At 58.6% G+C, this 15,603-nt stretch carries 16 protein-coding genes and 1 pseudogene; 11 read left to right on the top strand and 6 right to left on the bottom strand.

What is annotated here, in order from left to right; genetic code table 11:
• Positions 1–383 precede the first annotated feature (383 nt).
• Complete coding sequence (locus AC0IYN_RS04495) at positions 384–1,016, top strand: response regulator transcription factor (RefSeq protein WP_078047120.1); 633 nt, start codon at positions 384–386, stop codon at positions 1,014–1,016.
• Between the two features lie 84 nt (positions 1,017–1,100).
• Here AC0IYN_RS04495 and AC0IYN_RS04490 read toward each other — a convergent pair whose 3' ends face one another.
• The 4 genes from AC0IYN_RS04490 to metG form a co-directional block, all read right to left on the bottom strand.
• The gene (locus AC0IYN_RS04490) at positions 1,101–1,283 is read right to left on the bottom strand and encodes a PA3496 family putative envelope integrity protein (RefSeq protein WP_099494175.1); all 183 of its coding nucleotides are present in this window, start codon (positions 1,281–1,283) and stop codon (positions 1,101–1,103) included.
• Positions 1,284–1,390: 107 nt separating this feature from the next.
• Positions 1,391–2,029 (bottom strand): endonuclease III, encoded by a 639-nt coding sequence (nth, locus tag AC0IYN_RS04485; RefSeq protein ID WP_010212734.1) that lies wholly within the window; start codon positions 2,027–2,029, stop codon positions 1,391–1,393.
• A gap of 125 nt (positions 2,030–2,154) precedes the next feature.
• Positions 2,155–3,405 (bottom strand): electron transport complex subunit RsxB, encoded by a 1,251-nt coding sequence (rsxB, locus tag AC0IYN_RS04480; protein WP_471844743.1) that lies wholly within the window; start codon positions 3,403–3,405, stop codon positions 2,155–2,157.
• Positions 3,406–3,462: 57 nt separating this feature from the next.
• On the bottom strand, positions 3,463–5,514 hold the full coding sequence (metG, locus tag AC0IYN_RS04475) for a methionine--tRNA ligase (protein ID WP_078047124.1): 2,052 nt from the start codon (positions 5,512–5,514) through the stop codon (positions 3,463–3,465).
• Between the two features lie 172 nt (positions 5,515–5,686).
• Here metG and apbC point away from each other — a divergent pair, with 172 nt between their 5' ends.
• A complete protein-coding gene (gene apbC / locus AC0IYN_RS04470) occupies positions 5,687–6,781 on the top strand; it encodes an iron-sulfur cluster carrier protein ApbC (RefSeq protein ID WP_457248396.1) in 1,095 nt (364 codons plus the stop codon).
• 492 nt (positions 6,782–7,273) lie between these two features.
• Here the strand turns inward: apbC and fdxA are convergent, their stop codons facing one another.
• Both fdxA and mutS read right to left on the bottom strand, forming a co-directional pair.
• Positions 7,274–7,597 carry a ferredoxin FdxA gene (fdxA, locus tag AC0IYN_RS04465; RefSeq protein ID WP_003208688.1) on the bottom strand — a complete coding sequence of 108 codons (324 nt, stop codon included), beginning with the start codon at positions 7,595–7,597 and terminating at the stop codon, positions 7,274–7,276.
• A gap of 142 nt (positions 7,598–7,739) precedes the next feature.
• Entirely contained in the window at positions 7,740–10,331 is a 2,592-nt protein-coding gene (gene mutS, locus AC0IYN_RS04460; RefSeq protein WP_457248397.1) for a DNA mismatch repair protein MutS, read from the bottom strand.
• A 213-nt stretch (positions 10,332–10,544) separates the two neighbouring features.
• Here mutS and AC0IYN_RS04455 point away from each other — a divergent pair, with 213 nt between their 5' ends.
• From AC0IYN_RS04455 to AC0IYN_RS04415, 9 genes and pseudogenes are all read left to right on the top strand, one after another.
• Positions 10,545–11,279 carry a LexA family transcriptional regulator gene (locus AC0IYN_RS04455; protein WP_457239421.1) on the top strand — a complete coding sequence of 245 codons (735 nt, stop codon included), beginning with the start codon at positions 10,545–10,547 and terminating at the stop codon, positions 11,277–11,279.
• Positions 11,280–11,374: 95 nt separating this feature from the next.
• Positions 11,375–11,617: a hypothetical protein gene (locus AC0IYN_RS04450; RefSeq protein ID WP_406598966.1), complete on the top strand. Its 243-nt coding sequence runs from the start codon at positions 11,375–11,377 to the stop codon at positions 11,615–11,617.
• Positions 11,618–11,875: 258 nt separating this feature from the next.
• Positions 11,876–12,220: a phage holin family protein gene (locus AC0IYN_RS04445; RefSeq protein WP_068936982.1), complete on the top strand. Its 345-nt coding sequence runs from the start codon at positions 11,876–11,878 to the stop codon at positions 12,218–12,220.
• 21 nt (positions 12,221–12,241) lie between these two features.
• Positions 12,242–12,799 carry a hypothetical protein gene (locus AC0IYN_RS04440; protein WP_471840647.1) on the top strand — a complete coding sequence of 186 codons (558 nt, stop codon included), beginning with the start codon at positions 12,242–12,244 and terminating at the stop codon, positions 12,797–12,799.
• Positions 12,793–12,951, top strand: a complete 159-nt coding sequence (locus AC0IYN_RS04435; protein ID WP_099494182.1) for a zinc finger domain-containing protein — start codon at positions 12,793–12,795, stop codon at positions 12,949–12,951. Before AC0IYN_RS04440 ends, AC0IYN_RS04435 begins: the two co-directional genes overlap by 7 nt.
• 38 nt (positions 12,952–12,989) lie before the next feature.
• Positions 12,990–13,952 carry a hypothetical protein gene (locus tag AC0IYN_RS04430; protein WP_471840646.1) on the top strand — a complete coding sequence of 321 codons (963 nt, stop codon included), beginning with the start codon at positions 12,990–12,992 and terminating at the stop codon, positions 13,950–13,952.
• A 387-nt stretch (positions 13,953–14,339) separates the two neighbouring features.
• Positions 14,340–14,525: pseudogene (locus AC0IYN_RS04425) on the top strand (MFS transporter); the annotation flags it as partial.
• 58 nt (positions 14,526–14,583) lie between these two features.
• Positions 14,584–15,141, top strand: coding sequence for a glycoside hydrolase family 19 protein (locus AC0IYN_RS04420; protein ID WP_457239425.1), 558 nt, complete (start codon positions 14,584–14,586; stop codon positions 15,139–15,141).
• On the top strand, positions 15,129–15,590 hold the full coding sequence (locus tag AC0IYN_RS04415) for a lysis system i-spanin subunit Rz (RefSeq protein WP_457239426.1): 462 nt from the start codon (positions 15,129–15,131) through the stop codon (positions 15,588–15,590). Before AC0IYN_RS04420 ends, AC0IYN_RS04415 begins: the two co-directional genes overlap by 13 nt.
• Positions 15,591–15,603 lie beyond the last annotated feature (13 nt).

The raw sequence follows: 15,603 nt of genomic DNA, 5'->3' as shown, positions 1-15,603 counted from the left end.
TAAAGCGCTGAAAGTTCTGTAGGAATTAGGGATGTAAGTGAATATGTTGAATGGAACTAAAACAGACAGATATTTCTTGACAGTTTTCTCAGGCTCAAGCGATAGGCAAGGGGCATTTCCTGACAGTTACGTACGGCACGTTTACCTGGCTCCGCATATCCCAGGGATATTTCACTCAAAATATGTAAGCCAGCGGAAAGGTCTGAAAGGATCCATAAAATCGGAAACCTCCGAGAAGGCGTTTTTTTGTAGGCTAATTCCTTTATCGCTGTGGGGTGGGTCTCTGCTTGCTGTTGCTTGGGGGGGAATGCTATGCCAACTAGGAAACGACTAGGCTATTGTGCTTGCTCTAAATAATTCGAACAGCGAAATTGGACTTTCTCATGAATAAAGTGCTGATCGTGGATGATCATCCCGTCATTCGTCTTGCTGTGCGTATGCTAATGGAGCGTCATGGTTATGAGGTCGTTGCCGAGACCGATAACGGCGTCGATGCGTTGCAACTTGCACGGGAGCATATGCCGGACATTGTCATACTGGATATCGGGATTCCCAAACTTGATGGGCTGGAAGTTATCTGCCGGCTGTCTTCTACCAAGCAGGCCAACCCGTTCAAGGTGCTGGTGCTGACGTCCCAGGCTCCCGGCCATTTTTCCATGCGCTGCATGCAGGCAGGGGCTGCCGGCTACGTGTGCAAGCAACAGGACCTGACCGAGTTGCTGAGTGCGATCAAGGCGGTCTTGTCAGGCTACAGCTACTTCCCGAACCAGGCGCTCAACTCGGTACGCTCCACCATGGGCAATGCCAGCGAGGCCGATATGGTCGAGCGCTTGTCCGGCCGGGAAATGATGGTTTTGCAGCAGTTGGCCAGGGGCAGGACCAACAAGGAAATTGCCGACGGCATGTTCCTCAGCAACAAGACTGTCAGTACCTACAAGACGCGTTTGCTGCTCAAGCTCAACGCCCGCTCCCTTGTCGACCTGATCGAGTTGGCCCAGCGTAACGGCTTGGTATAGAGGAGGGCACTGCAGCGCGTGTTGGCGTGGGTAACCGGCAGAAAAAAGCCTCCGTGAGGGAGGCTTCCGACCGTCGACGCTCAATCAGAGATCGAAGTCGTAATCGGCCAGTTGTCGTTGCAAGCGTCGTTCTTCCAGAAGATTGTCGATGGTGCGGCGTTTGCTCAAATTAGTCTTGGCGACCTCAACCACAGGTGCCTCTGTCCCATCGTCATCCGACTCAACGAGGTCGTCTTCCACTTCCAGTTGTTCTTTGCCAGTGCTCATAAGGTTCACTCCGGGCTAAGACTGCCGTTGGCGCTCCTTATAACGATAATCCATGGTTGGGTAAAAAAGATTTTTTCAATCGGCTGATCGAGAAAACCAATGATTCCTCAATCGTCGGACGTCTTGTCCTTGTATTCGCACAAGTCTTCGATGCGACAACTGCCACAGCGCGGCTTGCGGGCCTGGCAAACATAGCGCCCATGAAGGATCAGCCAGTGGTGGGAGTCCAGCAGATACGGCTTGGGCACGAACTTCATCAGCTGCTTTTCCACCTCCACCACGTTTTTTCCGCGGGCAATGCCGGTGCGGTTGCTGACCCGGAAGATGTGGGTGTCCACGGCCATGGTCAGTTGCCGGAAGGCAGTGTTGAGTACCACGTTGGCGGTTTTACGGCCAACGCCCGGCAGGGCTTCCAGGGCTTCACGGGTTTGTGGCACTTCACTGCCATGCAGTTCCACCAGCAAACGACAGGTCTCGATCACATTCTTGGCCTTGCTGTTGTACAGGCCGATGGTCTTGATGTACTCCGACAAACCGTCCACACCCAAGGCATAGATCGCCTCCGGCGTATTCGCCACGGGATACAGCTTGGCGGTGGCCTTGTTGACGCCGACGTCGGTGGATTGGGCCGACAGGATCACCGCAATCAGCAACTCGAACGGCGTGGTGTAGGCCAGTTCGGTCTTCGGTTCAGGATTGTCTTCGTGAAGCCTGCGGAAGATTTCCAGGCGTTTAGCGGCATTCATCGGGCGGTGGGTTCCTTGCAGGCGGTCGGCATAAATGTGAAAGGTAGATCCAGGCTTTGGGTTCTGCGAGCAATTGTCCGAGCAGGATAAACCATCGTCAGGTTGCCCGGCAGCGCTGCAGCGGATCAAGCGTCGACGTAGACGTCCACCTGGCGCTGCGCTTCTTCGAGCCTGTGCTGCGCGGCGCTCAGTTGATCCGCGTTCACCCCTTGGCGTTGCAGCTTGCTGACATCGGCTCGGGCATACGCCAGGGCGGTTTTCAGCTGGCGCAGTTGTGCGTCTATCGGGCGTTTTTCCACCCGCTGCAAATCGGGCCTGGGCTGCTCACTGTCTGCCTCGGCGTTGTGCAAGGCTTGCTCCGCGCTGGACAGCGCAGCGCTCAGAGTTGCCAGTTGCTGCTCGTCAGCGTTCAGGTCCTGGGCTTTTTTCAGTTCGGCACGTCGCATGGCCAATTGGATCTTCGCGCGTTTGAGTGCGGGGTCTTTTGGCGGCGGCGAGGTTGTTGGAGCGGCGGCTTCCAAGGCGGTGAGTGCCTGCTCAGCCGCTTCGAACTGCTGTTGCAGGATGATCAACTGCGATTGCTGCTCGTAGGTCGGTGGGTGGCCGAACGCTTTCAACGACTTGTGCAGTTGGGCACGGCTCATGGCAACCGTGATTTTAGCCTTCTTGACCGCCGCATCCTGGGCCGCCTGAGTCGCATCGGCGGGCATGGGGGTCGCGGGCGCCGAGCGCTTGGCCCGTGCCAGACGTTCGGCGAGTTTGTGTGCTTCTTCACGTTGCAGGCGCACGTTGCGCTGTTCAAAACGCCGCCGCGCCCGGTCACGTTTCAAGCCGCGCTCATGATGCTCATGATCATTGGCTGCCAGACCACCTACCATCGGCACGCTGGTCGCGGGGTGCATTTCAATGCAATCGACAGGGCAGGGGGCGACGCATAGGTCGCAACCGGTGCACTCATCAATGATGACGGTGTGCATCAACTTGGCGGCGCCGACGATGGCGTCCACCGGGCAAGCCTGGATGCACTTGGTGCAGCCGATGCACTCGGCCTCGCGGATGTAGGCCACCTGGGCGGGTGCCTCGCCGCGACTGGTGTCAAGGTCCAGCACCGGCACGCGCAGCAACGCAGCAAGGCCGGCGATGGTTTCCTGCCCGCCGGGCGGACACTTGTTGATGGCCTCGCCGCGCGCGATGCCCTCGGCGTAAGGCTTGCAACCCGGGTGCCCGCACTTGCCGCATTGGGTCTGCGGCAGCAGCGCGTCGATACGTTGAATGAGGTTCATGCTGTGATCATGGGTATGCCGATTAAGCGAACAGGCTCGTAATGGATTTGTAGGAGCGCGGCTTGCCGGCGATGGCGTCCCTGAGGTCGCCATCGCCGGCAAGCCGCGCTCCTACAACAGGCCTAATTTACTCGCCACAGGCCCATAGGCTTACTTGATGCGTTGACCCGGCTTGGCACCGCTGTCAGGGCTCAACAGGTAGATCTCTTCGCCACCAGGGCCGGCCGCCATCACCATGCCTTCGGATATGCCGAACTTCATTTTCCGCGGCTTGAGGTTGGCGATCATCATGGTCAGGCGACCATCGAGCTTGGATGGGTCTGGATAAGCGCTCTTGATCCCGGAGAACACATTGCGTTGTTCGCCACCGAGGTCCAGGGTCAGGCGCAGCAGCTTGTCGGCACCTTCCACGGCTTCGGCCTTGACGATCAGCGCGACACGCAGGTCCACGGCAGCAAAGGCGTCGAAGTCGATTTCAGCAGAAATCGGGTCCTTGGCCAGCTCGCCGTTACCGGCCGGTGCCGATTCGCCGGTGTCGGTCTGGCTGGCGACCAGGTCTTCTTTCGAAGCGTCGGTCATGGCCTGGACTTTCACCGGATCGATGCGGGTCATCAACGGCTTGAATTCGTTCAGTTGATGGTTGCTGAGCAGGGTGGCGTGGTCGTTCCAGGTCAGCGGTGCAACGTTGAGGAAGGCCTCGGCGTCGGCAGCCAGCAGTGGCAGCACCGGCTTGAGGAAGATCACCAGTTGGCGGAACAGGTTGACGCCCGTGGCGCAGATCGCCTGGACTTCCGCCTGCTTGCCTTCCTGCTTGTTCAGCGACCACGGCGCCTTGTCGGCGATCCAGGCGTTGGCACGGTCGGCCAGGCCCATGATCTCGCGCATGGCGCGGGCAAAGTCACGGGCTTCATAGGCGTCGGCGATGCTCGGCGCAGCGGCCAGGAAAGCGTCGGTCAGCTCTGGAGCGGCGTTCTCGGCCACCAATACACCGGCGTTGCCCTTGTGGATAAACCCGGCGCATCGGCTGGCGATGTTGACGACCTTGCCGACCAGGTCCGAGTTGACCTTCTGTACGAAGTCTTCCAGGTTCAGGTCGAGGTCGTCGACGCCACGGCCCAGCTTGGATGCGTAGTAGTAACGCAGGTATTCCGGCGACAGGTGGTCCAGGTAGGTGCGCGCCTTGATAAAGGTGCCACGGGACTTGGACATCTTCTGGCCGTTGACCGTCAGGTAGCCATGCACCGCAATGCCGGTCGGCTTGCGGTAGCCTGAACCTTCAAGCATCGCTGGCCAGAACAGGGCGTGGAAATTGACGATGTCCTTGCCGATGAAGTGGTACAGCTCGGCGGTGGAGTCCTTGCCCCAGAACGCGTCGAAGTCCAGCTCCGGCGTACGGTCGCACAGGTTCTTGAAGCTGGCCATGTAACCGATCGGCGCATCCAGCCACACGTAGAAGTACTTGCCCGGCTCGCCCGGGATCTCGAAGCCGAAGTACGGCGCATCGCGGGAGATGTCCCACTGCTGCAGGCCACTGTCGAGCCATTCGGAGAGTTTGTTGGCCACGGCGTCCTGCAGGGTGCCGCTGCGCGTCCAGGTTTGCAGCATTTGCTGGAAATCCGGGAGTTTGAAAAAGAAGTGCTGGGAGTCCTTGAGCACCGGGGTGGCGCCAGAGATTGCCGACTTCGGATCCTTCAAGTCAGTCGGTGCGTAGGTTGCACCACATTTTTCGCAGTTGTCGCCGTACTGGTCTTCAGTGCCGCATTTAGGGCAGGTGCCCTTGATGAAGCGGTCGGCCAGGAACATCTTCTTTTCCGGGTCGAAATACTGGGTGACCGAACGCTGGTCGATGTGCCCGGCGTCCTTCAAGCGCAGGTAGATCTGGCTCGACAGCTCGCGGTTTTCGACGGAGTGGGTCGAGTGGAAATTGTCGAAATCCACCAGGAACTCGGCAAAGTCGGCGCTGTGTTCAGCCTGCACGTTGGCGATCAGTTGTTCCGGGGTGATGCCTTCCTTTTCGGCGCGCAACATGATGGCCGAACCGTGGGCGTCGTCCGCGCAGACATAAATGCATTGATTGCCGCGATGCTTCTGGAAGCGCACCCACATATCGGTCTGGATGTACTCAAGCATATGGCCAAGATGGATGGAACCATTGGCATAGGGCAGGGCGCTGGTGACGAGGATCTTGCGTGGCTCGGACATGGGGCTCGGCTACTTGATGAAACGGAGGTCGGCCACTATAAAGCGCCGGGAAATATATTTCACCCCGTGGCGCTGTTTCAGCATCTTCCCAACCTTCGAAAGCATGCCGTTGAGGCGCTGGAACGGTTAGGATAGCCGCCTGTTTCAGTCAGTCTTTTTTCGGGAGTAGCCCATGAGCGCCGTCAATCGCGCAGCGGTGGAAGCCGTTCTTCGCCAGTACACCGACCCTTATTTGAACCAGGACCCGGTCAGCGCCGGCTGTGTTCGCGCCATCGAGGTCCAGGGTGACCAGGTGTCGGTCCAGCTGGAGTTGGGCTACGCCGCCGGCCTGTTCAAAAACGGTTGGGCGCAGATGCTGCAAATGGCCATCGAAGGCCTCGACGGCGTGGCTTCGGCCAAGGTCGACATCCAATGCGTGATCGCGCCACACAAGGCCCAGGCGCAGATCCCTGGCCTGGCCAACGTCAAGAACGTGGTGGCCGTGGCCTCCGGCAAGGGCGGCGTGGGTAAATCCACCACGGCGGCCAACCTGGCCCTGGCGCTGGCCCGCGAAGGCGCGCGGGTGGGCATTCTCGATGCGGATATCTACGGGCCGAGCCAAGGTGTGATGTTCGGCATCGCCGAAGGCACGCGGCCAAAGGTCAAGGACCAGAAGTGGTTCGTACCGATCGAGTCCCTGGGCGTGGAAGTGATGTCCATGGCCTTCCTCACTGACGACAACACGCCGATGGTCTGGCGTGGGCCAATGGTCTCCGGCGCCTTGCTGCAACTGGTCACCCAGACCGCCTGGGGCGACCTGGACTACTTGGTGATCGACATGCCGCCAGGCACCGGCGATATCCAGCTGACCCTGGCACAGAAAGTCCCGGTGGCCGGTTCGGTGATTGTCACCACGCCTCAAGACCTGGCGCTGCTCGACGCGAAGAAAGGCGTGGAGATGTTCCGCAAGGTCAATATCCCGGTGCTGGGCGTCGTCGAGAACATGGCGGTGCACATCTGCTCCAACTGTGGCCATGCCGAGCATCTGTTCGGCGAAGGCGGAGGCGAGAAGCTGGCAAGCCAATACGGCGTTGAGCTGCTGGCCTCATTGCCGCTGTCGATGGTGATTCGCGAGCAGGCCGACGGTGGCAAGCCCACCGTGGCAGCCGACCCTGATGGCCAAATCGCCATGGTGTACCAGGAACTGGCCCGCCATGTGGGAGCACGGATTGTGTTGCAGGAAGCTGCAAGCCCGGCAATGCCGACTATTTCTGTCAGCGACGACTGAGGCGGTTGCAGGTCATCGAGCCCCGACAGTGTCGGGGCTTTTTCTTGCCCGGCGATTGAGAAAGGGTGCTTGTTACGCTTTTACGCAATTGCTCGTGTAAGCATTTGCTTACTTTCTCGTAAGTGTTTGGTTTTTTTTCCATCCCGGAGCGTCTCAAACTGGCTAGGGAATTTTCTATCTAATTGAAAAATAACAATTATTTATAGCGTTTTGGATGTGGGAGGTGGTCAGTTGCCGGGTCGGATCCTGTTGAACTTACTTTGGAACTCTCTAAGATCAGCCCTGTGTCCACGGATTGACACAGCCATCAAGGAACGATGGTTCAAGGAATGTCGCAGGATGCGATTCATCAGGATGATGAAAAGGAATACAGGGACTAGGGAAAAAATGTGGGCGGGTCAAACCGCCCCTTTTTTTTGCCTGCAGGAAAGTGAAACCCACCTTCCAGAAACGCAAAAAGGCCCGCAAGGGGCCTTTTGGAGGGCGACGCTATCAGCGTTCGAGGTCTGCAATCTTACCTTTTTTGCCATCCCACTCCGCTGCATCCGGCATCGGATCTTTGCGTTCAGTGATATTCGGCCAGATTTCCGCCAACTCGACGTTCAACTGAATGAATTCCTGCATCTCTGCCGGGACTTCATCCTCGGAGAAAATAGCGACGGCCGGGCATTCAGGCTCACACAGGGCGCAGTCGATGCACTCATCCGGGTGGATAACCAGGAAATTCGGGCCTTCGTAGAAGCAGTCCACCGGACACACTTCGACGCAGTCGGTGTACTTGCACTTGATGCAGTTGTCGGTAACGACGAAGGTCATTTCTAATTCTCTCCTCAGGCGGCGGCAGCGAAACCCTTTGTGGCAGGGCTCGCGAGGTTCGGGAGCGATAGTCTGCAGACCAGGCTAATAGCCTGCAGCATCCCAAACCGCGCGAGAGTCTACCAGCTTGCACGCGTCTGCGTTATATCCGAGTCTTAAGTGCATATAACATTTCGAGCGCTTTTCGAGGCGTCAAGTCGTCCAGGTCAAGTTTAGCCAACTCATCCAGTACCGGATGGGGCAAGCTGGCGAACATGTCGCTCTGGTGCGGCGCGCTGGCTTTGCTGCTGGATTTCTTCGGGCTGGCCACCGCGGTTTCGTGCGGCAGGGCTGTGGTTTCCAGGCGGCTGAGGTGTTCGCGGGCGCGAGTGATCACGTCGTTCGGCACGCCGGCCAGTTGTGCCACGGCCAGGCCGTAACTCTGGCTGGCCGGCCCTGGCAGCACATGGTGCAGGAACACGATGCGCTCGTTGTGCTCGGTGGCGTTCAGGTGCACGTTGGCCACCAGCGGCTCGCTTTCCGGCAACACCGTCAACTCGAAGTAATGGGTAGCAAACAGCGTATAGGCACGCAGATGCGCCAGGCGCTCGGCCGCCGCCCAGGCCAGGGACAGGCCGTCGAAGGTGCTGGTACCGCGCCCCACTTCGTCCATCAGCACCAGGCTGCGTTCGGTGGCGTTGTGCAGGATATTGGCGGTCTCGCTCATTTCCACCATAAAGGTCGAACGGCCACCGGCCAGGTCATCGCTGGAACCGATCCGGGTGAAAATACGGTCCACCAGGGACAGCTCGCAACTGGCCGCCGGCACAAAGCTGCCAATATGCGCCAACAGTACGATCAACGCGGTCTGACGCATGTAAGTGGATTTACCACCCATGTTCGGACCGGTGATAACCAGCATGCGGGTATCGTCGTCCAGCGACAGGTCGTTGGCGACGAACGGCGTGGTCAACACTTGCTCTACAACCGGGTGGCGACCTTGCACGATGCGCATGCACGGTTCGCTGACAAAGCGCGGGCAGTTCAGGTCAAGGTTCAGCGCACGTTCGGCCAGGTTGCTCAGCACGTCCAGTTCGGCCAGGGCGGCGGCGGTGTCCTGCAGCGGCGCCAACTGGCTGATCAGGTCTTCAAGCAGGTTTTCATAGAGCATCTTTTCCCGAGCCAGGGCGCGGCTCTTGGCCGACAGTGCCTTGTCTTCGAACTCTTTCAGTTCCGGGGTGATAAAGCGCTCGGCACCTTTGAGGGTCTGGCGGCGCTGATAATCGATCGGCGCCGACTCCGCCTGCTTGCTCGGCAGCTCAATAAAGTAGCCATGCACGCGGTTGTAGCCGACCTTCAAGTTGGCCAGGCCGGTGCGGGCTTTTTCGCGGGCTTCCAGATCGATCAGGAACTGCCCGGCGTTTTCGCTCAGGGATTGCAGTTCGTCCAGTTCGCTGTCGTAGCCGGTCTTGAGAACGCCGCCGTCACGGATAATCGCCGGCGGGTTATCGATGATGGCTTTTTCCAGCAGTGCCGCCAGTTCCGGGTAGGTGCCAGCGGTTGCCGCAAGCGCTTGCAGGTGCGGGGTATCCAGCTCGGTCATCGCCCCTTGCAGTTGTGGCAAGGCCCCGAGGGCATCACGCAGGCGCGCCAGGTCACGGGGGCGCGCGTTACGCAGGCCGATCCGCGCCAGGATGCGCTCGATGTCGCCGATTTCCTTCAGCTGTGGCTGCAGCTTTTCAAAGCGATAGCCATCCAGCAGACAGGTAATAGAAGACTGCCGCGCTTGCAGCACCGTCAGGTCGCGCAGTGGACGGTTCAGCCAGCGGGTCAGCAAGCGACTGCCCATGGCGGTCTGGCAACGATCAACCACCGATTGCAAGGTGTTATCGCGACCACCGGCCAGGTTGGTGTCCAGCTCCAGGTTGCGACGGCTGGCGCCATCGAGCACCACGGTATCGTCCAGACGCTCATGACGCAGGCTGCGCAAGTGCGGCAGGGCGGTGCGCTGGGTTTCCTTGGCGTAGCCCAACAGGCAACCGGCGGCGCCGATGGCCAGGGTCAGGGTTTCGCAACCAAAGCCTTTGAGGTCCTGCACCGAGAACTGCTGGCACAGACTTTTCAGCGCCGAATCGCGCTCGAAATCCCACGGTGCACGGCGCTTGGCCCCACGGCGTTTTTCTGCCGGCAGATCCTTCGGCCAATCATCCGGGATCAACAACTCCACCGGATTGATGCGCTCCAGCTCCGCCAGCAGGTTCTCCCAGCCCTTGATCTCCAGCACTGTGAAGTTGCCACTGGTGATATCCAGCACCGACAGCCCGAACAGACGCTCATCGCCCAACACCGCAGCGATCAGGTTATCGCGACGCTCATCCAGCAGCGCCTCATCACTCACCGTCCCCGGCGTAATAATGCGCACCACCTGACGTTCCACCGGCCCCTTGCTCGTGGCCGGGTCGCCGATCTGCTCACAGATCACCACCGACTCGCCCAGCTTCACCAGCTTGACCAGGTAACCTTCCAATGAATGGTAAGGAATCCCACACATCGGAATCGACTGCCCCGCCGACTGCCCACGCGCGGTCAGGGTGATGTCCAGCAACTTGGCAGCCTTCTTCGCGTCTTCGTAGAAGATCTCGTAGAAGTCGCCCATGCGATAGAACATCAACTGATCAGGGTGCTGGTTTTTCAGGCGCCAGTACTGCTGCATCATCGGGGTGTGGGAGGACAGATCGGACGTGTTTTTACTCATTGGGTCGTAGGCAAATTCGTTGAAAGTGATGGGGCAAAGGGGGCGCTTGGCCCAGCATTTTTTGCGATGGCGGCAAGGTTAACACGCGAGGTTAGGGCGACGCAGGTCGCAAGTAGGCGCACCGCCACAAGCCAGTGGCAGCGACCGAGTCAATACATACGATATGCAAATTAGCATTTGCCAACCCCCAAAACTCCCGTCACTATCCGCGTTATGCAAAAACGCAACGTTTCTATCGCCTTAAGAGAATTGCTGGACCGCGACCGGATCTCCCCCACGGAGCTTCACCGGCGTACCGGCGTGCCTCAATCCACGCTGTCCCGGATCCTCAGCGGAAAGATCGTTGATCCGTCGGACAAGCACATCTCACGCATCGCCGAATACTTCCGCGTCAGCACCGACTACGTGCGCGGGCGCGCACCGGTGGGCGCTTTGCGCGATGACGGGCGCGACCCGATGCATTCCGAACTCAAGGACATTAGCCTGTGGGACGACGACACCCCCGTGAACGACGACGAGGTGTCGATCCCGTTTCTGCGCGAGGTTGAATTGGCTGCTGGATCAGGGAGATTCGTCATCGAGGAAAGCGAGAAAGCCAGCCTGCGGTTCGGCAAGCGCAGCCTGCGGCATAACGGGGTGCAGTTCGACCAGGCCAAGTGCGTGACGGTGCGCGGCAACAGTATGCTACCGGTGCTGCGCGATGGCGCAACAGTCGGGGTGAATGCGGGTAAAAGCGGCATTGGTGATATCGTCGATGGCGACTTGTATGCCATCAATCACAATGGTCAGTTGCGCGTGAAACAGCTCTATCGCCTGCCTTCCGGGATTCGCCTGCGCAGTTTCAATCGCGATGAGCATCCGGATGAGGACTACAGTTTCCAGGATATCCAGGATGAGCAGATCAGCATCCTCGGTCATGTGTTCTGGTGGGGCATGTACGCCCGTTAACCTCCCTGCGTAAGACAAAGCCCGCCAATGTGCGGGCTTTTTTTCGTCTGCGGAAAATCGCCAAACCCTCAGCCTGTAAGGCCTTGAATGCATCAATGCATTTTCTGGTGAAAAATAAATGCGTTGATGCATTGACTGTATATGCATACATGCATACTCTTCATCTCAAGCCAGGCAAACACGGCCTGGTGGAGGCGGCAAGGATGCTGCCAAGGAAGACAAGGAAGGCACGCAACATCGGCAAGGACGCCATCAGAGCGATGGCAGGGATGCCAGGCAACACCGGCAAGGATGCCGACGCTCTTTCGTTTTACCGCTTCAAGAACAGGCAGCGATGAACCGGCCTAATAACGGTTCAGAGGGTTGGCAACTGGCCCGGGTGTGCAGCGTAAAGCACCAGAAGCAGTTATCCGGCAGACAGGGATCGTGGTCGGAAAAACATTGAGGAAAGGTCCGTACCGCGCCAGTAGCGCCGAAAGACCGAGGACATCATTACTGAAAAGCCCGGGCAACCGGGCTTTTTGGAATGCCTACCTATAAATGGATTTACCCAAGAGCCGGCCCTTTGCCGGTAGTGCTCAGCCAGGAGGCGTGACATGACAAACGAGCAGCAAGCGTTAGCGGAAATGCCTATCTGGCTGGTGATCGTACTGGCCTTGATTGGCGGGGTGTCCGGCGAAATGTGGCGCGCGGACAAGGAGGGCGCCCGTGGTTGGTCGCTGATTCGGCGCCTGGCCTTGAGGTCGGGAGCGTGCATGGTCTGCGGGGTTTCGGCCCTGATGCTGTGTTACGCAGCCGGCATGTCGATCTGGACGGCCGGCGCCATTGGTTGCCTGACCGCCATGGCCGGCGCGGACGTGGCCATCGGCCTTTATGAACGCTGGGCGGCCAAGCGCATCGGGGTCAACCAGGCCTCGAACTCTCGCCCGGATCAGCAGTAAGCGCTGCAAGGATGCAAGCAGATGACACTTCTCGAAAAACCTTCCCAACTGCCTAGGGTGATTGGGGACGCACTGAAGCGCGCGTTCCCACAACTAAGGGTCGGTAATCACCATGACTTCTCCGACACGGGCGACAAAACCGGCATTTTGATCAGCGTGGAGCGCAATGGCCCGGGCGTTCGCTCCCTTGCCGGGCGCAAGGCGCATGTCTTGTCGGTTTCACTCAAGGCCACGGTCGTCAGTGGCTCGACGCCCTTTGACGCCTGCGACCTGGCCAGCCGACTGATGGATTTGGCCCTGGATAACCGCTGGGGCTTGCCGTCCGAGCAATGCGACTTGCCCACTGCGCTTGTCGCGGCCCCTTCCGTGCTCAGCAGTGCGGAAACGGACTATGACACTTGGATTGTATCCTTCACCCAGAACTTCTACCTCGGACTGTCTTTGCTCAAAGATCCCGCAGGCATGCCGCCGTCTACGGACCTGTGTGTAGGTGGGTGTGAGAGGGCGGCGAATGTAACGCCGCTTCCTACTCAATCACACGGAAAAGGTGGTTCAGTAAAAGGAATTTGCAGATGTTGAAAGAATTCAGATGCGGTAACTGCAAAAGACTTCTCGCCCGTACGGGTGGGTTTACAGAGCTCCAGATCAAATGTTCCCGATGTGGGACGCTGAATCATGTGAAGGCCGCGAGCCTCGAGCAATCGCCCATGAGCGCCATACGCCCAATATAGAGGCCTGAACTTAAATCAGCTCAGTAACGGAGTTTAAAATGGAAAACGCAAATTCAGCGTCTCAAACCTTGCAAGATCTTTGGACTCAAGTACAACCGGTGGATAACACCGGCATGCTTAGGCGCGTGGTTTTTGCGCAAGGCAAGTTTTATGCGGTTGGTGGCAACGGTCTTCCCACAACCACTCAGGTTGTCAGCGGAGGCGCAACTGGTACAGCGTGGACCAAGCTTAAGGGCGCCCTCACCTCTGATAGCGGAAAGGTCCTCAACGAGCTGTACTGGAACGGTATTGGGGTATCGCTTCAAGCCCTTTCTCAATCCGGCAATCTGATCTTCGGCAGCACAGACCACCCTGAAAGGGCTTGGACAGACCTTACGGCAACTGTTCGCGCGTCCGGAGACTTGCAAGGCATTGTGTTTTATTACCCAATTTCCGGCAACGAATACACCTGGATACTGGTTGGGTCTAACGGTAAAGTCTTTTCCCGTTATAACGATTGGTCAGGCCAGGTGGAGCGCGCTACGACCTTCGATTCTAGCGAGACTGTGTACTGCGTCAACGTCATTGGCAGTTTTGTATTGGTTGCGGGATCGAATGGGAAGCTGCTGAGCGCTGTGAAGATGGCGACGGAAAATCCGCAAACATTCACGCCCAGAACCAGCACCTTCGGCACTAGCACCATCCTTTCCATGAAGCTTTGCAACGGGAAAATGTTTATCGTTGGTGCGGATGGCAAAATGGCATATTCATCCAATGGGCTTATCTGGACCGCTGTGGAAGATACCAGTTTCGGTGGAACCGTCATCCGCGACATTGCTTACGGTAATGGCAAGTATGTAGCTGTCGGCGACGGCGGCAAGACAGCCGTTTCCGAGGATGGGATCGGCTGGGTTCAGCAAGCCAACACTTTCGCAGGAACCGATATCCGGAGCGTCGCCTACGGCAACGGCAAGTTTATAGCTGTTGGTGCAGACGGCAAGATTGCTTACTGGACTCCATGATCTTCTATCTCCTTGCGTAATAGAGCCCAGCCGTCGCGCTGGGCTTTTTCATTTCTGATTCAGGCTCGCCACAGCCAGGGTGGCCCTTCGGGGGATGCCTGGACGCTGATAAGCCGGTAGTGCAACGCTACGGAAAAAACCGGCAGCCCGTGCGCTCTGTTCACACCAGACTTCCTGAGTGGCGCGAGACTGGATTGGCGAGATCGATGCATTGGGGCGTCGACGCTGGGCTGATCTTTGGCTGACTGCAGGAAAGACCGCGCACCTATTCAGGGCCTCGACATGATCGGGGCCTTTTCGTTTTCGGCTCCACCACACCCATTGCTCCGAGCTGGGAGTGCTGCTGGGGCCGTTCCAATTCAAGTCATGCCCCACGGAGTCGAGCGCATGGAGTATTTACAGCGCCTGCTCGACAAGATCGACAGGTTCGAATTGTTGATTGCGGGCCTCGTTGGGGCGGTGATCGCCAGTTGGTGGCACAAGGACGACCTGGCGAATTGGCGTACCTGGGTGATCTTCTTAATCACTGGGGGCGCGAGTTCGTTGCACCTGGCTGGAATGGTCAGTGCCTATCGCAGTTCCAACACGGACGTTGGTTTGTCTACCTAGGGGGGCTTTCAAGGTGACTGTGGTGTTGATAACGCAGCCTCAATTGATTCAAATCATGCCAGGCGCTCGCCGTATGGCGGGCCTTTTTTCAACCGCGCTGAATGCGACTTTTGTTCGGTACGAAATCAACAGCGTACTGCGCGCTGCTGCTTTTCTCGCGCAGATCGGCCACGAGTCCGGCGAACTGCGCTACGTGCGCGAACTCGGCAGCGATACTTATTTGAGCAAGTACGACACCGGCACCCTGGCCGCACGCCTGGGCAACACCCCTGAAGCGGACGGCGACGGCCAGAAGTACAGGGGCCGGGGGCTGATCCAGATCACCGGTCGCCGCAACTACCTGGCCTGCAGCGAGGCGCTGTTCGGCGATGATCGCTTGCTGCGACAACCCGAATTACTGGAGCAACCGCAATGGGCTTGTGAATCCGCCGCCTGGTTCTGGCAAAGCAATGGCTTGAATGAACTCGCCGACAAGGACCAGTTCACCACCATCACCCGGCGTATCAACGGCGGGCTCAATGGCCTGGAGGACCGTTTGCAGTTGTGGGCGCGGGCCAAGACGGTGCTATGCGTTTCCTAGGTGTGCTTGGCGTATGCGTGCTGTTGGCTGTTGTCTGGCAGGTGCAGGCGTGGCGGTACGGGGCGCAGATTGAGCACTTGTCAGCAATACAGACCCAGGCAGCCCTGCAGCAACAGCAGGCCGAACAAGGCAAGCGGCTGGCCCTTGAGCAACAGCTCAGTGCCATCGACCAACAACATGCCCGGGAGTTGAGCGATGCCCAGCGTACTCAAGCAGCTTTGCGTGACCGTATTGCCACTGCTGATGTGCGGCTGTCAGTCCTTCTCGACGCTTCCAGTGGCTGCCCAATGCCGGCCGCCACCGCCGCCGGCAGCGTGGTTCATGCAGCCCCGCGAGCCCGACTTGACCCAGCGCATGCTCAGCGAATTATCCGCATCACCGACGACGGCGACAGCGCCCTGATTGCCTTGCGTGCCTGCCAGGCGTATGTACGAGCCGTCGCCCGTTAGTGTCTTGAGACGG

Source organism: Pseudomonas sp. AC112, from assembly GCF_979253545.1.
The sequence above is the reverse complement of the archived record's forward strand: the minus strand, read 5'-3'. Positions and strand labels throughout refer to the sequence as shown.